Origin of the sequence: Myxococcus sp. CA023 (genome assembly GCF_010998615.1) — a bacterium.
In the GTDB taxonomy this organism is placed as follows: Bacteria; Myxococcota; Myxococcia; order Myxococcales; family Myxococcaceae; genus Myxococcus.
Genome location: NZ_JAAEAH010000017.1, coordinates 85,513 through 106,658, shown reverse-complemented (window position 1 = coordinate 106,658; position 21,146 = coordinate 85,513). Strand labels below are relative to the sequence as shown.

Genomic DNA, 21,146 nt, shown 5'->3' with positions numbered 1-21,146 from the left:
CACCCTGGGCAAAACCCTGCCAACTCCAACCCATCAACCTATGGCTGAGTGGAGGGAGCTGGCTCCGGGAAGTGGTAGACGTTTCCATCATCGCCTACGATCCAGAAGTTGCTCGCGGAGGTCATCGCGATGTCGCGGAGCGGCACGCTTGGCTCGCCCGTCGCGAAGGCTGGGGCCTTGGCCCAGCCGTAAGGGGTCAGCCGCTGTAGCCGCCCTGCATTGCCCTCGTTGCCAATGACGTAGGCATTCATGCTCCCGGGGGGGGCAGCAACACTGACGTAATCGACCGTGGGCCCCAGAGAAGGAAGCACTCGCTCCCAGTCCCTTGACTGCCCACTGCCTTTCACCACCAGGCCGCCGTCGCCCACCGCGTAGATGAGCGTCGAGGCCGCAGCCCACACGGCGCGCAAGCCACCGTTGTAGCCCGCAGTCCCCTGGAGGTTGTGCGATGCGGCAGTGCCCCAGTTGGTGCTGCGGGTATAGAGATTCACCATCGGCGTCAGCGGTGACGACTCCCCTGTCGAACCCACCGCATACAGTGCATCCGGGCCGTTCGCATGAAGCCCCCAGTACCGACCGGGCGAGTCGTGGCGCTGGGTCGCCCCTGTAAACTCATACAATTGACCCAAGGTGGATACTGCGAATACTTGAGCTGGGTTTCCTACTCCAACGACACTGGAGAAGTAATCGCTGTCGCCAGGGAGGTTGTTCGGGGATTGAGAACAGGAGCCGCCGTTGTGCTCGCCAATCCAACCGTCTTCGCCAACCACGACAAGATAACCATTATGGGGATTGACCCATGCGGCGTGCCAGTCCAGCGTGTTTCCGGCCGGCCCACACCGAGTCGTCGTATCCCCGCTGTGACTCACGAACGCTGAAGTCGCGCTCATCTTCACCGCCAGCCTGCCATCCAATCCCGCCACCCACACCGGGTAACCATCCGGGTGCACGGCCACCGTCCTCCAATTGCCCCCTGCCAACACGGGGTCTGCCACCTTCCTCAGCGAGCCGCAGGACATCTGCTCATCCACTTGCCCATCGCAGTCGTTGTCCAGCCCGTCGCAGACCTCCGTCGCCTGGGTGTTCGTGCCGGGGTCAGCGTCATCACAGTCCCGCGTGTTGTCCGCCATCATCGGAGGTAGCGGCGCTCCGGGACACAGCTCTCCAACCGGAACGCTGTCCTTTTCTCCCTCTCCGTCGCTGTCCGCGTCCGCGTAGAGCGGCGTCGACGGCGTGCCGACGCAGACCGTCCCCGTCCCCGCAGAATTGCAGGCATACGTCCCGTTGCAGGCCTCCGTGCAAGCCGTCCCCAGTGCACCCGGCCCCTCCGTGAACAGCTCGTCGGCGCGACCGTCGCAGTTGTCATCCACGCCGTTGCACGCCTCCACGCCGTTCGGATTGATGTAGGCCCGCTCGTCGTCACAATCCCCATCCACCTCGACATAAAGTTCACTCGGTGGGTCACAGGCCTCCGTGCCGGGCCCATTGCGTCCGAAGCTGTCGCGGTCGTGGTCCAGGTACCAGACCTTGTTGGTGACACCCGTTTCCATCTGGCCGTCGCAGTTGTCATCCAGGCCGTTACAGAGTTCCGGCGCGCCAGGGTAAGCCGTCTCCCGCAGGTCATCACAGTCCGACCCCCGGTTCATCGGCCCACCCCGTGAGACGAAGCCGTCTCCGTCCACGTCATCGGTGTGCAGGTCCTCGAGCAGCCACTCCTGCCGGCCCGCGGAGGCGAAGCTGAAGGTCTGCTTCCGCTCATCCACCAACTGCTCCGCCGCGCACCCCTTCTCGAAAGCCCTGACGGTGATTTCGACGTCCCGCCCCCAGTCCGCCTTCCGGAAGACTGCGACGTTCAACACCGGGTCGTTGGAGTCGAACTGGGGCTCCTTGAACTCCGCGAGCACCGTCTCACCGGTGCCACCATGGGCCTCCACCGTGATGCAGCCCTGACTGAATTTCGGGTGGTGGCCAATCTTGACGTGAACCGCAGCCTGCTTCGTGTCCGGCTCTTTCGAGTCCTTCTTGCAGGCCAGCAACAACAGAGGCAGGAGGAGAATGGCGGATTGACGCATAGGGTGCACTCTACCCCAACCCCAGGCGTGACTTGCCCAGAAGCCGACTCACCCTGAAGTCCACCTGAATGAAAGACCATGGACATCTCACAGCCAGAATGGACTGAGGCACACCCACGTGTGCCTTTGCCATCACGGCTGTGAGGCCAACCGCCCTGGGGGCACAGTCTCCGTCCCGCGCTGACGCAACTCGGGCGACGCCACCGCGAACCCTTCCGGCAACATCCGGAGAATGCGCTCACGCCGGTGCTTGGAGCCTTCCAGCCGCCGCTCCAGCAAGGCCTTCTGCGCGCGTGTCTCCTTGTCCAGAGGCGCGGGGCGCGCCGCCAACAACGCCAGCCGCGCCGTCACCTCCTCCAGCTCCCGGTCGATGAGCACTGGCTGGATGTTCCGCGACTCATTTCGCGCCCGCCCCACCGCGTTGTTCTCAATCCACACCGGCAGCACCGCCACTTCCTCCAGTGCCACCGACACACCGGGCATGGGCCGCACCAGCGACAGCCGCAGCAACATCGAGTCCCTCCGGTCGCCCCCCGAGCTCTTCGTCCCCGCCGCGTGCTGGTAGAAGCGGTCCTGGTTCGCCACCAGGTTGCCCAGCGAGTACGCGATGAGCCCCTTGCGCCCATCCACCGTCTGGTACGACTCCAGCGGCTGGAGCACGTGCGGATGGTGCCCGATGACCGCCCTCGCCCCCGCGTCCAGCAGCGCGCGTCCCAGCTCACGGTCCTCGGGCCGTGGCTCCCCTTTGTACTCCGTCCCCCAGTGCGCCAGCACGATGAGCGCGTCACACCGCGCCGCCGCGGCGCGCACGGCCTCCACGGCCTGTTCGGACTGAATCCCCCGGTGCGTTTCGTGCCCCGAATAGGGCACCAGCGCGACATGCGGCGCCTGCGCATCCTTCGGATTGCTGAAGCCATTGAGCATGCGCGTGAAGGACAGGAACCCCACCTTCACGCCGCGCACGTCCACAAAGGCCGGCTCCCACGCGGCGTCCTTCGTCGCGCCCGTGCCCGTATGACGGATGCCCGCCGCATCCAGGTGCCGCAGCGTCTCCAACATGCCTGCGGGGTGCTGGTCCCTCGCGTGGTTGTTCGCGGTGGACACCACCTTCACCCCGGCCGAGGCCAGCGCGTGCACCATGGCCGACGGCGCGTTGAACAAGAGCTCCCGCGCGACCGCCTTCTTGTTGTCGGTGACGGGCGTCTCCAGATTCACGACGCCCACGTCCGCGGTGCGCAGCACGTCCGCGATGGGCCCGAAAACGTGGTCCCAGCCCTCATGGTTGAGCGAGGGCGCCCGGCCTCCTTCCGGTGGCGGCGCCCCGGTGCGGGCGTGCAGCCTCGCGACATCCTTCACCTCGCCATGGGGAATCACATCCCCACCAAACACCAGCTCCACGCGCGTGGGGGCGGAGGCACAAAGCAGGGGCAACAGCAGCAGGACGGAGGCGGACACGCCTCCACCCTAATCCAGACACCCGGCATCCCTGGAAGAGCCCCCCGGGTGCCGGCGGACCGCGGATCCGACGGCTTGCCCTTGTCGCTGCTCGCGTCACCCTTGCGCGGGTAGCTGCCGCAACGGCCACGGCCGCGAAGGCCAGGGCTGGGACCAGTACCCCGGCCTCACGGACACCGCCCGCCGGCGCACGCCTGTACGTCCCGGCGGACAGCGCCGCTCAGGGCCTGCGCTCAAGCTCCACGGCGCCGGCGAGCCACCGCGCCCACCAGCAGCGCCACCCCCGCCGCGCCCAGCGCACCCGGCGCCGCTGCACAGCCATCGGAATCGCGGACGTCCCTGCACGTCACCTCCGCGCTGATGGCGAGCCGCTGGTCCACGCCATCCACGTGCACCGTGTAGGACTGCTCGACGAAGCGCTCCCTCTCGAACTCCTCCCTGCCGAAGATGAAGCCCGCCTCTTCACCTGGCGCGAGCGCCTGGGTGCATACACTGTCCGGACAGCTCGACAGCGGCCAGTCGACCAGCGTCACCGTCTGCGCACAGGCGTTGCGCACGTTGCTCAGTCCGCAGCTGACGGACGCGCGGAAAATGAGGCACGGCACCTCGGAGACGACGCTCTGGTTCGACGTGGAGCACGCGCACGGCTCCGACTCCGCCCGGGCGATTCCCGACAGTCCCAGCACACTGGCGCAGCCCAGCCATGCCATCATGCGCCGGGCGCGAACAAGCATTCCTTGCATCACTGCACCCCAACCGATTGCGCCGGCCCCGTCCGCGGCGCGCATCCTGTCCCGGACACGGCCGCGCGCCAAGTCACCGTTGCCGGGTGAGGGGTATCGCCTCCACCGCGCTACTTGGTCCCGAAGAGCCGGTCGCCCGCGTCGCCCAGGCCCGGGAGGATGTAGCCGTGCTCGTCCAACCGCTCGTCGATGGCGGCGGTGTAGACGTGGACGTCCGGGTGGTGCTCGCGCAGGTTCGTCAGGCCCTCCGGGCACGCCAGCAGACAGACGAAGCGCAATGAGCCGGGCTTGCTCTTCTTCAGCCGCTGGAGCGCGGCCACCGCCGAGTTCCCCGTGGCGAGCATCGGGTCGCACACCACCACGTCCCGGTCCGCGAGCTGGCCGGGCACGCGGTAGTAGTACTCCACCGGCGACAGCGTCTCCGGGTCCCGGTACAGGCCGATGTGCCCCACGCGCGCGGAGGGCACCAGCTGCAACATCCCGTCGAGGATGCCCTGCCCCGCGCGCATGATGGCCACCAGCACCAGCTTCTTGCCATCCAGCACCGGCGCCATCGTGCGCGCCATGGGCGTCTGGATGTCCTCCTCGCGCACCTTGAGGTCTCTCAGCGCCTCATAGGCGAGCAGCAGTGAGATTTCCTGGAGCAGCGCCCGGAAGGAAGCGGTGCTCGTCTCCACCCGGCGCATCTGCGTGAGTTTGTGCTTCACCAGCGGGTGGTCCACCACCGTGCAGTTCGGAAATTCCATTGCGTCCTCCCGTCAGAACACCGTGCCGTCACTGTCCACGCGGATGGGCGGCCCACCCCCGGGACGCCGCTCCGCCGCCACGCGCCGGCCCGCGGTCCACGTGCCTCCCTGGAGCACCTTCCCCAGCGGCAGCTCCTCCGCGCTCAGGCCCAGCCGGCCACGCACCAGCGCCGCCACCCGGTCCAGCAGCGCCACCGTCAGCGCGCGCCACTCCACGATGGGCTCGTCACCCGGGTGGAAGGACTGCGTGAAGAGGCGCGGCTCCCGGGGAGACAGCACGCCCAGGTCCACCAGCAGGCCACCGTTGCGGTACTCGGGCAGGCCGGTGAGGCCATCCAGCTCCGTCACCACCACACCCGCCTCGGACAGCGGCTCCACCAGGGAATACGTCAGCCACTGCGACAGCTTGTGGAAGGGCACCAGCGCCTCCAGGCTCTCCACCGACCCCAGCGCGGGATGTGGCCACACGTCGCCCAGGTTCACCGCGTCCACCATCACCCGGCCCGGCCAGATGGGGCCCAGCACCTCCAACACCAGCCCCAGCAGCTCTGCGGCGCGCACGCTGCGCTGCTGCGCGGTGATGATGTCCAGCAGCGCCCCAGGCCGAGGCAGCACCTTCGCCAGCCCGTGCAACAGGTGCAGCCGGCCCTCCAGCCCATCCACCGGGTTGGCATCCGTCACCTGCATGCCCTGCGCGAGCGCCTCGCGCGTGAGCCGCCCCAGCGCCTCCGCGTCCACGCGCAGCGGCCGGTCCGGGTCCGACGAGAAGCGCCCCTCCATGAACATGCGGAAGCTGGCCACGGCCAGACCCTCGGAGCGCGCCCACGTCTTTCCGCCGGCCTCCTGGTAGCGCCACTGCGGGCCACTGCCCGCGTCCAGCAGCACGCTCACCACCACCAGGTCCAGCTTCGCGCGCGCCCGCTCTTGAAGAGAGGCGTCCTTCAGCCGCGCCTCCAGCTCCGCCAACCGCGCCACGCCGCCCACGTCGAAGTGGCGCCAGCGGCTGTGCAGCGGCACGTCCAGCGTGGGGTAGTGCTCGCGCGTCACGTGCAGCACCGTGTCCACGACGATGGGCAGCCGCGACGGCTCGACACGGAAGTGCTCCAGCTTGCCCGCCAGCCCCAGGTCCAACAGCTGGTGGCACCGCTCGCGGATGGCGGACGGCGTGCGCAGCCACGCCACCGCGGGAGAGAGGTCCGGCCTGGCCAATGAGTAATCAGACATCGAGGTCCCGCCCCTTCACCTGCGCCAGCCCCGCCGCGTCCGCCACCGGCCCTTGCGTGAAGTAACCCGCGGCCTTCTTCGCCTCCATCTCCACCTTGGCGTCGGCGGGGATGAGCTCGTCGGGGATGGGGACACGCTCCAGGATTTCGATGCCCGAGCGCGTAATCGCGTCGTGCTTCATGTCGCTCATCGATACGAAGCGGTGGATGCGGGTGATGCCCAGCCAGTGCAGCACGTCCGGCATCAGCTCCTGGAAGCGCATGTCCTGCACGCCGGCCACGCACTCGGTGCGCTGGAAGTAGGTGGCCGCGGAGTCGCCGCCCTCCTGCCGCTTGCGCGCGTTGTACACGAGGAACTTCGTCACCTCGCCCAGCGCCCGGCCTTCCTTGCGCAGGTAGACGATGAGCCCCGCGCCGCCCGCCTGCGCCGTGCGCACGCACTCCTCGATGCCGTGCGCCAGGTAGGGCCGGCAGGTGCAGATGTCGCTGCCGAACACGTCGGAGCCGTTGCACTCGTCATGCACGCGCGCCGTCAGCGGCACGTCCCGGTCCGCCAGCGTCTCGATGCCGCCGAAGACGTACAGCGTCAGCCCGCCAATGGGAGGCAGGAAGACGTGCAGGTCCGGGCGCGTAATCAGCTCCGGGAACATGCCGCCCGTCTGCTCGAAGAGGCCGCGGCGCAGCGCGCTCTCCGTCATGCCGAAGCGCTTCGCGATGCCCGGCAGGAACCACACCGGGTCCACCGCGGCCTTGGTCACCTTGATGTCGCCGTTGCCGCGCAGCAGGTCCCCGTCCGGCGTCAAGCGCCCGGCATCGATGGCGTCGCGCACCTCGGGGAAGTTGATGTGCGCCTTCGTGACGGCGATGGTCGGCCGGAAGTCGATGCCCTGCTCCGCGAAGGGCCGGAAGGCCTGCGGCGCGATGGCGCCCCACGGGTCCAGCGAGACGATGCGCTGCGGGTCGCTCCACGACGGATGCGGCCCCACCTGCGCGGCGGGCGCGGTGTTCTTCAGGTCGGCGCGGTGGTCCTGCGGCAGCATGCCCGCGGCCACGGCCAGCGCGCGGTACACGGCATACGCGCCGGCATGCGTGCCGATGACGTTGCGGTGCCCGGCTTCCGTCAGCGTGGCGACGACGGGGCCGCGGCGCGTCGGCTCGCCGTCTCCCCAGCGGATGGGGACGCTGGGGACGTCGCCATCCGGGTGGGAGGTGAGACGGATGTGATTGGGATTCTTTTTCTCGGCCATGGGAGCGCCCTCCTTGCGGGCGCGAGAGCAAAGTCGGAGTGCGGGGGCGGTGCTTCGCGTCGTGGGGCGCGCTTCAGCTCATCCACGAGCCGTCGGTCCGGGCCGACCACTTGCGGGTGACCTTCTTCACCTGCGTCCAGAAGTCGAGGCTGGACGGCCCGGTGATGTCCCCGTGCCCGAAGCGCGAATCGCCCGTGCCACCGAAGGAGAACGGCTCACGCGGAACAGGAACACCCACGTTGACGCCCACCATGCCGGCGCGCACGCCCTCCACCACCGTCTGCGCCACCCCACCGCTCGTGGTGAAGATGGACGCCGCGTTGCCGTAGGGCGACGCGTTCTCCACCGCCAGCGCCGCGGACAGCGTGGGCACCCGGACGATGGAGAGCACCGGGCCGAACAGCTCGCGCCGCGCGGCCTCCATCTCCGGACGCACGCCGTCCAGCAGCGTGGGGCCCAGCCAGTTGCCACCGGACCACGGCTCGCCCTGCGGCTTGTGGCCACGGCCGTCCAGCAGCACCCGCGCGCCCTCGGCCTCCGCGCGGGCAATGGCCGTCTCCAAGCGGTCCAGCGAGCCCCGGTCGATGAGCGCGCCCATGCCGGGCCCCATCTCCAGCTTCGCCGCGCGGCGGACGACTTCCTGGAGAAGGGACTCCACGTTGCCCACCGCGAGCAGCACGCTGGCCGCCATGCAGCGCTGGCCCGCGCAGCCGGTGAACGAGTCCACCACCGCCTGCGGCGTCAACTCCGGGTCCGCGTCCGGCACGACGATGAGGTGGTTCTTCGCGCTGCCCAGCGCCAGCACGCGCTTGCCGCGCTTGCAGCCCTCCGCGTACAGGTGGCGCGCCACCGCGGACGAGCCGACGAAGCCCACCGCCTGCACGTCCGGGTGCGCCACCAGCGCGTCCACCGCCTCCTTGCCGCCGTGCACGACGGAGAAGACGCCCGCGGGGTAGCCGGCCTCGCACATGAGCTCGCCCAGCGCGCACGCGGTCAGCGGCACCTTCTCCGACGGCTTGAGGATGAAGGCGTTGCCCAGCGTGACGGCGATGGGGAACATCCACATCGGCACCATGGCCGGGAAGTTGAACGGAGTGATTCCGGCGACGACGCCCAGCGGCTCGCGGCGGTACTCACAGGAGATGCCGCGGCTGACCTCCAGGTGCGCGCCCGTGTCGAGGTTCTGGAGGGACAGCGCGAAGTCGCAGACCTCCATGCCCTTGAGCAGGCCCGCGCGGGCCTCCGCCACCGTCTTCCCCGCCTCGCTGGCGGCCCGTTGAGCCAGGGCGTCCAGGTCGCGCTCGAGGAACTGGCGGAAGCGGTACAGGTACTGCGTGCGCTCCCGCAGCGGGGTGTCCTTCCAGGACGCCGCCGCCGCCTTCGCGGCCTCCACCGCCTGGGCGACTCCGGATGCGGGCGTGAGGGGAACCCTGCCAATGACGGTGCCCGTGTAAGGGCTCCGGACATCGAGGTGCGCCGCACCGGGCGGCACCTGCCAGCTTCCTCCAACGAGGTTACGGCACGAGACGACGCTCCGCGGAAGCTGGATGAAGGACACGCACACCCCCCAGGTGTCTGGCGTGAAGAAATGGCCTGCCATTGTAACCAGGGGAATGGACTGACATGCAACCCAGGGGTCCCCGAGGGTACCTTCGGACACGCCCAATGGAAGACATCCCGGCACTCACTCTGTCAGGTAGCGGACCCATCTCTCGGACGGGTGTAAGGGATTGCGTTCAGCGGGCGTCAGGCGCCGCCAGCAGGCCGCGCAGCCGGGCGATGGTGGCCGTGTCATCGGCATCCGGCGTGAGACCCAGGGCCTGGACTTCGTCGTACAGCGCGAGCGCGTAGTGAATGCGGGAAGTGGCCGTGGCGGTGTCGCCCTGCTCGGCGTTCAGCTCTCCGTCCTCGGCGACCAGGCGCGCGAGCACCTTCACGCGCGTGGGGGAGCCCAGCAGTCGCGCGGTGGACACCGGGTCCGCCATCAGCAGCGCGGCGTACTCCATGCCCAACGTGGACAGCGCCGTCTCCTGGATGAGGCGCTGGGCGTCCGCGAGCTTCTTTTCCCGGCGCGCCTTGATGATGCGGGCCAGCGCGGCGGCGAACTCCTCGATGAGCCGCTCGATGTAATCCTTGCGAAGGGACATGGCAGCCCGAAGGTAACCGCGGAGTGGGGGGGCGTGCACGCCCGGGCCTTCCGTCGGCTCCCCCCGGCATCACGACTGTCTACCTACGCCCAACCGGAGATGGTAGCGGCGCTGGGCCCACCTGACAGGAGCCAGGAGTTCGCCGAACGTGCCGTAACTGCGCTTGGACATCTCGTGGCTCTTGGTCGGACTCTTCTTGTATTCCTGACCTGGTCTCGCAGGAGCACGCCCCGGAACCGGAGGATTTGGATGAGAGCGCGTGCGGTCATCTGGCTGGTGCTGGCGCTTGCCGTCACAGGCTGTTCGACCACGCGACTCGTGCGCCTGGACACCGGCGACGGACCTCTCATCGTCCACACGCCCTTTACAGAGGACGGCGACGGGCCCGTGGAACTGGTCGACGATGAATTCGAGGAGACCCTGGTGGCGCTCGCTCGGGGTGTGCGGCCCTTCGCCAATCCCCTGCGAGAGGCCCGCCGACTCTTCGGCGTTCCCGAGCGAAGCGGCGTGTACCTGTACGAGGGGCGCGGCCCCCGGCTCATCCCCAGGACGAAGAGAAGGACCCAGGCGGTCCGCGTCTCCTGGAAGTCTACGCGGATGACGAACTGACGCGCGCCTATGGCCGCTGGTGCGAGCGCAAGTCGCAGCCCGGTGACTGCCTGCGCCTGTTGTCAGAAGGCCCGCTGCTGGCCAGCGACGGCAAGTACTCACTGGCCATCGCCATGGACTCGGTGTGGGAAGAGACAGCAGAGGCGCTGGAGGACATGGCCGACCCACAGGCGCTGCTCGCGACGGTGAGTGCTTCGGTCAGCATGTACCTGCTCCTCTGGTCGCTACCCGAGCCAGTGAGCAAGGGGCTGGCTGCCCTGCTGACGGCCTCGGCCATTGCCTACCTGGGCGTGGATACCGTGTGGCGCATTCTGGACGGGTGGATGGCGCTGGTGCGCGAAGTGGACCGGGCCACCACCTTCGAGCAACTCAGCGAGGCGGGCGAGGCGTACGGCGAAGTGCTCGGGGAGAACGCGGCGCGCGTCTTCGTCATGCTGGCCACGGCGGCGATAAGCAATACGGCGGGCCTGGCGGCGCAGTCCTCGAGACTGCCGGGCTCGGCGCAGGCTGCGCTCGCGGTGGAGACGCAGGCGGGCTATGGGTACTTGACTATCGGAAGCGTGCAGTCGGTGGCGATGACAGCCGAGGGCTTCACTGTCGCACTGGCGCCCAACGCGGTCGCCATGGCGGCCCAAGGCATGAGCGGCGGCCGCTCCGAAAACCACCACCTCGCAACGAACAAGAACGGCGTCTCCACCGTGCGCGGCGGGCCCTGGACGCCCCGGTTCAAGAGAATCTTCAAGAAGGCCGGGATGGAGCTGGAAGACCCTGAGAACATCGTGCCCGTGAAGGGCCACAAGGGCCCCCATCCCCAGAGGTATCATGAGCGGGTCTACGCACGGCTGGAGGAAGCGACGAAAGGCTGCCGGAAGATGACCGAGTGCCGGGAGGCCTTGGTCAACGAACTCAGACAACTCGCCAAGGAAGCCGCCGCCCCGGGCTCCGGCTTGAACAAGCTCCTCACTCGAACCGAGTGATACCGAGGCGCCATGATGGCCAAGAGGTATTTCCAGCTCGCCGACAACGTTTCCATTCCGGGCCGTTGGGAGTTGGGCCACCCCGGAGATGCGCAAGGTCACGAAGTAGACGACCCTTGGATGTTCCGGGAGGGCCATCCAGTGGAGGTGAGCCAGCGATTCACAGTCCCTATCGAGGAGCCGGGCAAGGCCCTTGATTTTTCTCTCGCGGGCTTCAGCACTCCCGTGGTCAGCGCCAGCGTGGCCAACATCTTCCTGGAGATGGCTCCCAAGGACGTGCAGCTCCTCCCCGTGGACATCCATGGCCCCCTGGCCCCGTACTTCATCCTGGTGGCCACGAGGCTCATTCGCTGCATTGACGACGCAGCATCAGAAGAAGTGCTCCACTGGCGCCCGGAGGATGGGCGGCCCGAGAAGGTGGGACAGTACCGGGATGTCTACGGCATGCGCGTCGACCTCGCCCAGGTGGGCAGCGCCCAGGTGTTCCGCACCTGGGGCTGGTCCATCGCCCTCATCGTCTCCGAGGACATCAAGCAGGCCTTGGAGCGTGCGAAGGCTACCGGCGTGAAGTTCACGCAGGTGTAGTTCGCGCAAACGGCCCCCTGTCCTCTGAAGCACCCTGGGGGGCCAGAGGACAGGCCCCACGCGTCGGTGACGGCCGACACAGACCTGGTGCGCAGGCAGCCATGCGAACAGCCTGGAACATGGGCCTGATGGACAAGCGCGGATAGAGTCGCGGACCAGGTGCATCGGCCATGAGCATGAGAGACAGCGGTAGAGGACGCGTGGGCACGGGCAATCGCGAGGACGACGCCTTCGGCACTGGCCCTGGGTCGCGGCGCGACGACGCGCCACCCGTTCCCCAGGTGGGGCGCTACTTCCTCCTCAAGCGTCTGGGACAGGGCGGCATGGGCGTGGTGTACGCGGCCTATGACCCGGACCTGGACCGCAAGGTGGCGCTCAAGCTGCTGCACGCGGACAGCCGCACGGATTCAGAGGAAGCCCGGGCACGGCTGCTGCGCGAGGCGCAGGCCATGGCGCGCGTCTCGCATCCCAACGTCATCCCCATCTTCGACGTGGACGTGTGGGGTGACCGCGTCTTCCTGGCCATGGAGTTGGTGGACGGCGGCACCCTGGCCTCGTGGGTGAAGGAGGGGCAGCGCTCCTGGCGAGAGATTCTGGAGTCCTTCCTCGCCGCGGGCCGGGGGCTCCAGGCCGCGCACGAAGCCGGGCTGGTGCACCGCGACTTCAAGCCCGCCAACGTGCTGGTGAACAAGGCAGGCCGCGTCTTCGTCACCGACTTCGGACTGGCGCGGCCGGTGGGCACGCTTCCCAAGGAGGTGCCCCTCTCCGAGGACGCAGAGGCCCTCATTCCCTCCGAGCGGCGCATGCTGGACACGCCCCTCACCGAGGCGGGCCTCATCATCGGCACGCCCAGCTACATGTCCCCGGAGCAGTTCCGTGGGGATGACCTGGACCCGCGCTCGGACCAGTTCAGCTTCTGCGTCGCGCTGTACTGGGCGCTCTACCGTCAGCGCCCCTTCGAGCCCGCGAAGATGGAGGCCTATGCCTCCTCGCGGAAGCCCCAGGCCCAGCCCGTGGTCGAGGCCACCGAGCCGCTGCACGTGACGGCGCCCCTGGAGCGCGAGGCCCCCAAGCCCGTGCCGCCGCCCGTCCTCATCCAGGAGCCGCCGCGCGACGTGAAGGTCCCCGCCTGGGTGAAGCAGGCGATGATGCGTGGCCTGTCGCTGGACCCGGCCGCGCGCTTCGCGTCCATGGATGAGCTACTCGGCGCGCTTTCACAAGAGCACCGCTTCACGAAGCGCCGGCGCTGGGTGGCGGGCGCGAGCACCGTTGCGGCGGGCGTGGCCCTGGTGGGCGGCGTCCTCTACCAGCAGTCACAGGTCTGCGCGGCCGCGGGCGCGCGCATGGATGACGTCTGGAGCCCGGTGGCGCAGCAACAGGTGGAGGCGGCCTTCCTCGCCACCGGCAAGCCCTTCGCGCAGGAACTGGCCGACAAGGTGTCCCAGGTGCTGGACGGCTACGCGAGCGCGTGGAAGCAGCAGAGCACCGAAGCCTGCGAAGCCACCCACGTCCACGGTGTGCAGACGGAGGAGCTGCTGACACGGCGGACGGTGTGTCTGGCGCGGCGGCACAAGGACGTGCGCGCCACGGTGGCGCTGCTGTCCAGCGCGGACGCGGCGCTGGTGGAGAAGTCGGTGGACGCGGTGCACGCCCTGCCCTCGCTGCACGAATGCGAGGACGAGGAGTCCCTGGCCGAACAGCAGCGGCTGCCCTCGGACACTGCGAAGCGCGCCGACATCGAGAAGCTGGAGGAGCAGCTCGCGGGCGTGAAGGCCCTGGTGGACGCGGGCCGCTATCCGAAAGCCTTGGAGACGGCGCGTGCGCTGGAGGCACCGGTGCTGGCCACCGGCCACCTGCCGCTCACGGCTGAGCTGCGCTTCCACCTGGGCTGGCTCCAGGAGCAGAACGGCCAGTCCCCCGAGGCCTCGAAGCAGCTCTTCCACGCCGTGCGCGACGCCGAGGCGGGACGGGCGGACCGGCTGAAGGTCGCCATCCTCAACAAGCTGCTCTACGTGGAGGACGGCCAGCAGCACTTCACCCAGGCCTCGGACTGGGGCGAGCTGGCACACGCCACCCTCCAGCGCCTGGGCGGCGAGCCCGTGCTGGAAGCCGACGTGCGGATGAACCAGGCCAACCTCGCGGTGTCGCAGGAGCGCTTCGAGGACGCGCGCACGCTGCTGGAGCAGGCCAAGACGATCCAGGCCCGCGCCCTGCCTCTGGGCCACCCCAAGCGCGCACGGACCACCTTCCTGCTGGGCGGCGTGATGCTGGACCTGGGGAAGCCCGAGGAGGCGGTGGATCTGCTGGAGGAAGCGCTGAAACTGACGGAGGCCGCGGTGGGCCCCTGGCACCCGGACATGGCCCAGCGCCACGGCATGCTGTCGCTGACGCTGCGCGAGCTGAAGCAGGACGCCAAGGCCCTGGAGCACGCGCAGGCGGCGGCCCAGGTCCGCAAGGCCACGCGGGGCGAGACGAGCGTCCTGTACGCGGAGGCCCTGGACGAGGTGGGCATGTGCCTGCACGCGATGAAGCGCTACGACGAGGCGCTGAAGGCCTACGAAGAGGCGCTCTTCATCAAGCGCGCGGCGCTGCCCGCGGACGACGAGCGCCTCCAGTACTCCTATGACGGCGTGGGCCAGGCTTTGCTGGAGCTGGGCAAGGCGAACGAATCGGTGGCGCCGCTGCGGCAGGCCGTCTCCTTCGCGTCGGCCCCGCCCGACGTGCTGGCCGAGTCCGGCTTCGCCCTGGCTCGCGCCCTGTGGATGACGCAGCAGCCCCCGGCGGCTCGCGGGGAGGCGGCCCAGGCCCGGGCGCGCTTCACCGAGGCCGGCCTGGAGGCGCGGGTGGCGGATGTGGACGCCTGGCTCTCGACGCTGCCGCCCGAACCTGCCCCCCGGCCCGCGCGTCGCAAGCTCCGGCGGTGAAGTCGCCACGGCCCCAACGGGTGGCGGGCCGTGTCGGCCGTGTTAGCGTCCCGCTCCCGTGGCCCCGTCGAACGAAGAGGATCCCGCGCTGGACCCGACGCTGACGCTGAGCCGCGCGCGGCAAGGCCGGGTCCGGCTGAAGTTGATGGTGCTGTCCGGCCCCGAGTCGGGCCAGAGCCATGCGCTCACCAAGCCCGAGTACGTGCTTGGCAAAGCCCCCACGTGCGACATCGTCCTCACCGACAAGACGATTTCCCGCGAGCACCTCAAGCTGACGGTCCACGACGAGCACGTGGTGGCCACGGACCTGGGCTCGCGCAACGGCTCCTCGTGTGACGGCCGCCGCTTCACCGCGTTGGAGCTGCACCCAGGCACCGTCATCACCCTGGGCACCACCGAGCTGAAGCTGGTGCCAGAGGAGACGGCGAAGCGCACGCTGCTGCTCTCCAGCCGCGACCGCTTCGGCGCGCTGGTGGGCAACAGCCGCCGCATGCGCGAGGTGTTCACCCTGCTGGAGCGCCTGTCCCCGGGCGGCGCGGACGTGCTCATCCAGGGCGAGACGGGCACCGGCAAGGACCTGTGCGCCGAAGCCATCCACCAGGCCAGCCGCCGCGCCAGCGGGCCCTTCGTCATCGTGGACCTGGCGGGCGTGGCCCCCTCGCTCATCGAGTCCGAGCTGTTCGGCCACGTGAAGGGCGCCTTCACCAACGCCCAGAGCGACCGCGCCGGCGCCTTCGAGCGCGCCCACAACGGCACCGTCTTCCTGGATGAGGTCGGTGAGCTGCCGCTGGAGCTCCAGCCCCGCCTGCTGCGTGTGCTGGAGCGCCGCCAGGTGAAGCGCGTGGGCGCCAACGACTACGTCACCGTCAACATGCGCGTGGTGACGGCCACCCACCGGGACCTGGAGGACGCCGTGCGGCAGGGGAAGTTCCGCCGCGACCTCTACCACCGGCTCGCCGTGCTCCGCGTGACGATGCCCTCCCTGCGCGAGCGCCCCGAAGACATCCCCCTGCTCATCGACACCATGCTCGAGCAGACGGGCCGCCCGCCCAGCACCCTGTCGGACCAGACGCGCGCCCTGCTCACCCAGTACCCCTGGCCCGGCAACGTGCGCGAGCTGCGCAACGTGGTGGAGCAGGTGGTGAACCTGGGCGAGGAGGCCCTCCCGGAGCTGGAGTCCGCCGACAGCGAGCGGGGCCACAGCGCAGCCGACCTGGACCTGCCCTTCAAGGAGGCCAAGGAGCGGCTCGTGGAAGGCTTCGAGCGCGACTACCTCCGCAACCTCCTGGAGCGCTGCGAGGGGAACATCTCCCGCGCCTCCCGCGAGGCCGACATCGACCGCGTCTACCTCCGCAAGCTCCTGAAAAAGCACGGTATCGAACCGAGCGGGGGCCTTTGAGCGCTCCGGAAACAACTTTCTCCAGAGTTTGAAGATAAGCTCGAATTGGAGCCATATGGGCTCCGCCCATCCCCAGGGAAGACCGCCCATGCGAGTGAACCTCTTCCAGTCCATCGCGAGGCCCTCGGAGACCCGGACGCAGCAGAGCGTCTCGCCCGCCGCGGACGGCCCCGCCCCCCAGCAGCCGTCCGTCCCTGACGTGCTGGCCCGGTACTTCACCGACCGCTTCGAGGCCGCGGGCGCATCGGAAGTCATCAAGCAGACCAAGGACTCCAACTGCGGCGCCGCGGTGGCCACCCTGCTGTCGCGCACCGCGGGCAAGGACTCCGCGTCGGCGGCGCAGAAGATGGACACGCTGGAGTCGCGCTTCACCGACGGCGGCGGCACGACTCCGGAGGAGCTCGCGAAGATGCTCGCGCACGAGGGCCTGGAGGTGAAGAAGGGCACCTCGAACTTCGACATGCCTTCGGTGAACGAGGCGCTGGCCCGCGGTCAGCAAGTCGTCGTCCAACTGGACACCAACCGGCTCGCCACGGGCGTGGACTCCAAGATCGCCGGCGACTCGCACTGGGTCGTCGTCGACGGCATGGATGACAAGGGCAACTACCAGGTGAAGGACACGAACACGGGCTCCAAGTACTCCGTGTCCGGTCAGCAGATCGCCGACTCTGTGGGCTCCGCGTGGGAGCTGCACCGGGGTGGCGGCATGCTCGTCGTCGGCGACCCGCAGAGCGCCATGGACGAAGGCACGCTGGTGGAGAAGAGCTCCCTCCACACCAGCGTCCTGGGCAACACCGACGGCGGTGGCTCCCGGGCTCGCGGCAGCTTCGGCCGCGAGTCTTCCTGAGCCTCCCACCGTCGTCCTATCTGCCGGCGTCGACTACGCCGGCAGCGCGCCCTGACCGGAAGCCAGGGTGCTGGCGAACTGATTCACGTTGCGCACGTAGTCCGCGCTGCCCAGGCCCGCGGGAATCGCATGCGGGTTGCTCTTGTCCACGCCGTTCGGACCGGAGTTGTAGGCGCGCAGGGCCAGGTCCCAGTTCCCGAACTGCTCCTTCATGTCCTTCATGTAGCAGGCGCCCGCGAGTGGGGTTCAGCTCCACGGGAGGACGGTCACCGCAGGCCGACGCAGGCGAGACGGAGCTGTCCGAGAAGCACTTGGACGGGGACGAGCCCTGGCCGCAGAGAGAGGCGCATGGGGAAGTTCCTTCGGGGAGGCGTTGGAGGGCCGATGTAGGCAACCCGCGCACAAGCAGCAGCAGGTGTACCAACCGTCGGGAACCCTCGAGTACCCGCCAAGTCCCTGATTTCACTTGAGTCCATGGAGCACCCGCGCCCCGTGAGGCCCTGGCCTTTGGTGACTGCCGTCAGGGGGAACGGTGGTCGCAGTCACCAGGCTCCGTCCGGCAGCCGTGCCGACATGCTGGCGCGCTAACGTAGCGGCCTTCTCGTCGTGGAGGGGATGCGGGACATGAGCCAGAACGGAAGCAGTGCCGAGAGCGCGCGCGTGCGCTGGCTGGTGGTGGGTGCCTTCTCCCCGTCTCCGTCGGGTCGGCGCTTCCCGCTCACGGTGAACACCTTCGGCGATGAGCTCACGCGCGCCGCCAGCGGGCTCCGCGTCACCGTGGCTGACCGGCTCGGAGCAAGTGACACGCGCACCGTCGAGCTGTCCTTCGACCGGCTGCGCGCCTTCAGCTACGCGGACGTCATCACCCGCGTCTCGGAGCTGCGCGCCCTGCAGCACCTGCACGAATCGCTGTCCACGTCCGACCCGCTGCGCACGCTGACGCCCGAGGAGGCCGCCACGCGCGTGGCCACCGTCACCGGACCGGGCCGCCTGCCGGACGCTGTGGCCGAGGCCCTGCGCGCGGCCTCCACGCCGCCCGCCCCCACCGCTCCGGCCGCACCCACCGAATCCGGCGAGGACCTGGTGGAGACGCTCCTCAGCCGCGCCGACGCGAGCACGCCCGCCGCCGCGTCCCGGGCGGTGGATGCCTTCCTGCGCGCCATCAATCCGCGCGTGCCCGCCACGCCCGCGCCCGTCGTCACGCCGGAGGCCGCCACCCGGCAGACGGCCCGGGATTTGGTGGAGGAAGCGCTGCTCCTCACGGCGAAGGACCTGCTCGGCGCCGAGCCCGTGGCCCAGTTGGAGTCCGGGTGGCGCGGCCTCAAGTGGCTGCTGGACCAGGTGCCCGCGTCCTCGGGCATCTCCGTGGAGGTGCTGGACGTGGCGCGCGCCGGGCTGCTGGACGCCGTGCAGGGCGCGCTAGGCGCCGAGCCCTTCGAACGCCCTGACGCCGTCTTCATCGTGGATGCCACCGACGACGTCGCCCTCCTGGGCAAGCTCGCGGCGATGGGCGAGCGCGCGCAGCTTCCGGTGGTGGCCGCCGTGTCCGCGCCGCTCCTGGGCGTGGCGCAGGCGGAGCTGGCCGTGGCGCTGGAGGAGGAGCGTGAGCATGTCCCCGAGGCCTGGACGGAGCTGCGCCAGGACGAGTCCGCGCGCTGGCTGTGCGCCGTCATCAACCGCGCGGTGGTGGCCAGTGAGGGGCGCGGCGCGGCCCGGCGCGTGAGCTTCACCAGCCCCGCGCTGGCGGTGGCGGCGATGCTGGCGGCCAGCTTCCGGGACACCAGCGCCTTCGCGCGCATCATGGGTCAGCAGGGCGGCCTGAAGGCGCCCGCCATGTGGGAGCTGCCCACCGGCCGCGATACCGGGCTGAACATTCCCACCGAGCACTTCCTCCCCATCCGGGCGCAGGCGCGGCTCGAGGAGCGCGGCATCCTGGGCCTGGGCAGCGGGCGCAACGCGGACGCGGTGCTGCTGGCCGCCGCGCCCATGGTGTTCGGCGGAGGCTACGCGGTGCCGCTGCCCGCGCAGCTGCTCACCGGGCGCATCGTGCGCTTCGCCACCTGGGTGCGGGACCAGTTGCCCGCGGGCACCGGCGGCGACGACGTAGACGCCATCTTCTCGCAGGCCGCGGAGGTGTTCCTCTTCCGGGGCGCCACGGAGAACGGGCAGCTGCGCGGCCAACTGGTGGCCACGGACAACGGCCGCGGCGTGCACGTCACCGCCACCGTCCGCCCGGAGCACGCGGGCACGCGCTTCCAGCTCGCCTTCACCCTACCGCTGCGCGGCTGAAGTCAGTCCTTCTTGAAGCGCAGCACGTAGCCTTCGAGGAACACCGTGGGCAGGTCCAGGTCGCCCACGGGTTCGCGCACGAAGCCGCGCCGCAGGTACATGCGCCCCACGCCCTCCGCGCCCCTGCGGACGTGGAGGCACACGGCGTCCACGCCCCACTCACGGGCCCGGGCCTCGGCGGCGTCCAGGAGGGGCTGGGCCAGCCCGGTGCCATGGTGGCTCACGGCGGTGGCCAGGCCGCGCAGGTCGGCGGCGTTGGGCAGCCAGGCCTCGGAGCCGGGCGCACCGGGCTTGAAGAGCGCGACGGTGCCCACCACCTGCCCGTCCACCTCGGCCACCAGCACGGTGGCCACCTTGCGCCGGGACGCGACGTCCCGCAGCTCGCGCTTGCGCTCGTCGCCATAGACGACGTCCGGGAGCTTCTTCGAATACTGGGTGAGGAAGGCCTCCACCAACAGCTCCCCCACCACCGCGTCATCCTCGGGCCGCGCCTCGCGAACGAGGGCCCGCTCTACGACATGCCGGGTGTCCATGGCCCGGAACTCTACGACCGGCCGCGCGTCCGCGCGATGTCACCCCGGCCAGCCCCGCTCATGTCTGCGTGCAGGCCGACACTGCGTCGGCGTCACCACGTGCCCAGGGTGCCAATCAGGTTGCCCGTCTTCGCGTCGAAGACATCCAGCCACACCCAATGAGGGACGTAGACGCGCCCACCGTGCTTCCTGATCTGGGACACCCCCGAGCCGCTCCGGGAGTTGGGAATGGGGACGTCCCACCCCACGCTCCCCTTCAGCAGGTCCCTCCGAACGAGCTGCTCCCCGCCCTCCTTCAACGCGTAGACCATGAAGAGCGCGTCCTCGGAGAAGTCGACGACGTCCACCGTGGACTCCTTCACGTTCCTGGGGTCCATGTCGGCGACGTTCTCCGCCCACAGCACGGCCTTCTCGCCCCGCCGGAACACCGCCACCATGGGCACCCGGCTCCCAGGGCTCCGTTCACCCATCGCGACGTCCAGGTCCTCGAGCTTGTAGACGTTCTCCGCCCGGAATCCGGGAACGGAGGGCAGTTTGCGCGGGCGCTCACAAGGAACGGGACTCTTCCTGAACACCGGAACGAAACAGAGATGGTGGCTCCATTTGACCGGCGCGCAGGGGGGCGGAGGCTCGATGGCGGGCCGGGCGGTCGCCGTCTTCGTGTTGAACAGGAGGTTCTGCCCATCCACCACCTCGACCCAGACGGACTCGGTGTCGCCCTTCGGGATGCAGAGCCTGCTGGGCTTGTCCGAGAGGGCCACCCGCCCGAGCGGCTTACCTGTCTTCGGCTCGAGGAGATGCACCGAGCCCGGCTCACTCATCACCACGCGGCCGCCCTGCTGAACGACGTGCACCGCGCCGGACAAGTCCGAGATCGTCCCCTCGAGGTCCGCTTCCCAGAGCAGGTCGAACGACTTCCCATCGAACGCGGCAACCTGGTTGCGCGTCTCCGTCTTTCCGGGAACGAGACTGAGGCGACGGATACGGCCGATGATGTCATCCGTTCCGTCACCGTTGAGGTCCACGGCGAGGGGAACACCCTGGGAGTCCCATTGGAACTTCGCCTTTTTCTCCGCCACCGGTGGCGGCGCCACGACAACGGGAGACGGCCCCGGGATGCTCGTGGGGGTGGGCCCGCCGGTGGACGACGTAGCGGAGCTGAAGCTGTAAAAGGCCACGAGCGCAGTCAATAGGCAGACCGCGAAAATGCCTCCCGCCACCAGGGCCGCCATGTTCGGTCCCGTCCCCGTCACGGCCGGCGCCTGATACTCGGGACGCGGCGCCTTCTCGCCCTGCGTGTCGATGGAGGCATTGCAGTAGCCACACGTGTAGAGCACCCGGCCTTCCTCG

The 21,146-nt window shown here is 69.4% G+C and carries 15 protein-coding genes and 2 pseudogenes; 6 read left to right on the top strand and 11 right to left on the bottom strand.

Annotation, left to right across the window (positions count from 1 at the left end):
* Positions 1 to 38 precede the first annotated feature (38 nt).
* From F8M74_RS10130 to F8M74_RS10095, 8 genes are all read right to left on the bottom strand, one after another.
* A complete protein-coding gene (locus F8M74_RS10130; protein ID WP_216619880.1) occupies positions 39 to 2,072 on the bottom strand; it encodes a putative metal-binding motif-containing protein in 2,034 nt (677 codons plus the stop codon).
* A 132-nt stretch (positions 2,073 to 2,204) separates the two neighbouring features.
* Positions 2,205 to 3,527, bottom strand: a complete 1,323-nt coding sequence (locus tag F8M74_RS10125) for a CapA family protein (protein ID WP_141257927.1) — start codon at positions 3,525 to 3,527, stop codon at positions 2,205 to 2,207.
* A gap of 233 nt (positions 3,528 to 3,760) precedes the next feature.
* Positions 3,761 to 4,270, bottom strand: a complete 510-nt coding sequence (locus F8M74_RS10120) for an MXAN_0125 family MYXO-CTERM protein (protein WP_228559650.1) — start codon at positions 4,268 to 4,270, stop codon at positions 3,761 to 3,763.
* A gap of 110 nt (positions 4,271 to 4,380) precedes the next feature.
* On the bottom strand, positions 4,381 to 5,016 hold the full coding sequence (gene upp, locus F8M74_RS10115; RefSeq protein ID WP_140786594.1) for a uracil phosphoribosyltransferase: 636 nt from the start codon (positions 5,014 to 5,016) through the stop codon (positions 4,381 to 4,383).
* Between the two features lie 12 nt (positions 5,017 to 5,028).
* Complete coding sequence (locus F8M74_RS10110; protein WP_141257925.1) at positions 5,029 to 6,240, bottom strand: DUF1688 family protein; 1,212 nt, start codon at positions 6,238 to 6,240, stop codon at positions 5,029 to 5,031.
* Positions 6,233 to 7,486, bottom strand: a complete 1,254-nt coding sequence (locus tag F8M74_RS10105; protein ID WP_140859871.1) for a GTP cyclohydrolase II — start codon at positions 7,484 to 7,486, stop codon at positions 6,233 to 6,235. Before F8M74_RS10105 ends, F8M74_RS10110 begins: the two co-directional genes overlap by 8 nt.
* 73 nt (positions 7,487 to 7,559) lie before the next feature.
* Complete coding sequence (locus F8M74_RS10100) at positions 7,560 to 9,086, bottom strand: CoA-acylating methylmalonate-semialdehyde dehydrogenase (protein ID WP_141257924.1); 1,527 nt, start codon at positions 9,084 to 9,086, stop codon at positions 7,560 to 7,562.
* 136 nt (positions 9,087 to 9,222) lie between these two features.
* Complete coding sequence (locus F8M74_RS10095) at positions 9,223 to 9,633, bottom strand: hypothetical protein (RefSeq protein ID WP_141257923.1); 411 nt, start codon at positions 9,631 to 9,633, stop codon at positions 9,223 to 9,225.
* A 249-nt stretch (positions 9,634 to 9,882) separates the two neighbouring features.
* On the opposite strand from F8M74_RS10095, the pseudogene F8M74_RS10090 reads away from it, so the two are divergent.
* The 5 genes and pseudogenes from F8M74_RS10090 to F8M74_RS10070 all read left to right on the top strand — a co-directional run bounded on the left by F8M74_RS10090 (position 9,883) and on the right by F8M74_RS10070 (position 16,974).
* Positions 9,883 to 11,219, top strand: a pseudogene (locus F8M74_RS10090) (AHH domain-containing protein).
* A gap of 12 nt (positions 11,220 to 11,231) precedes the next feature.
* On the top strand, positions 11,232 to 11,804 hold the full coding sequence (locus F8M74_RS10085; protein WP_141257922.1) for a DUF1629 domain-containing protein: 573 nt from the start codon (positions 11,232 to 11,234) through the stop codon (positions 11,802 to 11,804).
* Positions 11,805 to 11,974: 170 nt separating this feature from the next.
* Positions 11,975 to 14,728: a serine/threonine-protein kinase gene (locus F8M74_RS10080; protein WP_141257921.1), complete on the top strand. Its 2,754-nt coding sequence runs from the start codon at positions 11,975 to 11,977 to the stop codon at positions 14,726 to 14,728.
* 58 nt (positions 14,729 to 14,786) lie between these two features.
* Positions 14,787 to 16,127 carry a sigma-54-dependent Fis family transcriptional regulator gene (locus tag F8M74_RS10075; protein WP_141257920.1) on the top strand — a complete coding sequence of 447 codons (1,341 nt, stop codon included), beginning with the start codon at positions 14,787 to 14,789 and terminating at the stop codon, positions 16,125 to 16,127.
* Positions 16,128 to 16,215: 88 nt separating this feature from the next.
* Positions 16,216 to 16,974 carry a hypothetical protein gene (locus F8M74_RS10070; RefSeq protein WP_141257919.1) on the top strand — a complete coding sequence of 253 codons (759 nt, stop codon included), beginning with the start codon at positions 16,216 to 16,218 and terminating at the stop codon, positions 16,972 to 16,974.
* Between the two features lie 33 nt (positions 16,975 to 17,007).
* Here F8M74_RS10070 and F8M74_RS10065 read toward each other — a convergent pair.
* Positions 17,008 to 17,214 (bottom strand): annotated as a pseudogene (locus F8M74_RS10065) (transglycosylase SLT domain-containing protein); the annotation flags it as partial.
* A 384-nt stretch (positions 17,215 to 17,598) separates the two neighbouring features.
* Here F8M74_RS10065 and F8M74_RS10060 point away from each other — a divergent pair.
* Positions 17,599 to 19,263: a type VI secretion system contractile sheath large subunit gene (locus tag F8M74_RS10060; protein ID WP_228559651.1), complete on the top strand. Its 1,665-nt coding sequence runs from the start codon at positions 17,599 to 17,601 to the stop codon at positions 19,261 to 19,263.
* 2 nt (positions 19,264 to 19,265) lie between these two features.
* Here F8M74_RS10060 and F8M74_RS10055 read toward each other — a convergent pair whose 3' ends face one another.
* Positions 19,266 to 19,796 carry a GNAT family N-acetyltransferase gene (locus tag F8M74_RS10055; protein ID WP_141255446.1) on the bottom strand — a complete coding sequence of 177 codons (531 nt, stop codon included), beginning with the start codon at positions 19,794 to 19,796 and terminating at the stop codon, positions 19,266 to 19,268.
* Between the two features lie 92 nt (positions 19,797 to 19,888).
* Positions 19,889 to 21,133 carry a PQQ-binding-like beta-propeller repeat protein gene (locus F8M74_RS10050; protein WP_228559653.1) on the bottom strand — a complete coding sequence of 415 codons (1,245 nt, stop codon included), beginning with the start codon at positions 21,131 to 21,133 and terminating at the stop codon, positions 19,889 to 19,891.
* Between the last annotated feature and the right edge of the window lie 13 nt (positions 21,134 to 21,146).

Excerpts from the sequence above, each read along its gene's own strand:
- F8M74_RS10055 (WP_141255446.1), bottom strand. The coding sequence starts at position 19,796 with ATGGACACCCGGCATGTCGTAGAGCGGGCCCTCGTTCGCGAGGCGCGG.
- F8M74_RS10095 (WP_141257923.1), bottom strand. The coding sequence starts at position 9,633 with ATGTCCCTTCGCAAGGATTACATCGAGCGGCTCATCGAGGAGTTCGCC.
- F8M74_RS10070 (WP_141257919.1), top strand. The coding sequence starts at position 16,216 with ATGCGAGTGAACCTCTTCCAGTCCATCGCGAGGCCCTCGGAGACCCGG.
- F8M74_RS10110 (WP_141257925.1), bottom strand. The coding sequence starts at position 6,240 with ATGTCTGATTACTCATTGGCCAGGCCGGACCTCTCTCCCGCGGTGGCG.
- F8M74_RS10105 (WP_140859871.1), bottom strand. The coding sequence starts at position 7,486 with ATGGCCGAGAAAAAGAATCCCAATCACATCCGTCTCACCTCCCACCCG.
- F8M74_RS10085 (WP_141257922.1), top strand. The coding sequence starts at position 11,232 with ATGATGGCCAAGAGGTATTTCCAGCTCGCCGACAACGTTTCCATTCCG.
- F8M74_RS10080 (WP_141257921.1), top strand. The coding sequence starts at position 11,975 with ATGAGCATGAGAGACAGCGGTAGAGGACGCGTGGGCACGGGCAATCGC.
- F8M74_RS10100 (WP_141257924.1), bottom strand. The coding sequence starts at position 9,086 with ATGGCAGGCCATTTCTTCACGCCAGACACCTGGGGGGTGTGCGTGTCC.
- upp (WP_140786594.1), bottom strand. The coding sequence starts at position 5,016 with ATGGAATTTCCGAACTGCACGGTGGTGGACCACCCGCTGGTGAAGCAC.
- F8M74_RS10060 (WP_228559651.1), top strand. The coding sequence starts at position 17,599 with ATGAGCCAGAACGGAAGCAGTGCCGAGAGCGCGCGCGTGCGCTGGCTG.
- F8M74_RS10130 (WP_216619880.1), bottom strand. The coding sequence starts at position 2,072 with ATGCGTCAATCCGCCATTCTCCTCCTGCCTCTGTTGTTGCTGGCCTGC.
- F8M74_RS10120 (WP_228559650.1), bottom strand. The coding sequence starts at position 4,270 with ATGCAAGGAATGCTTGTTCGCGCCCGGCGCATGATGGCATGGCTGGGC.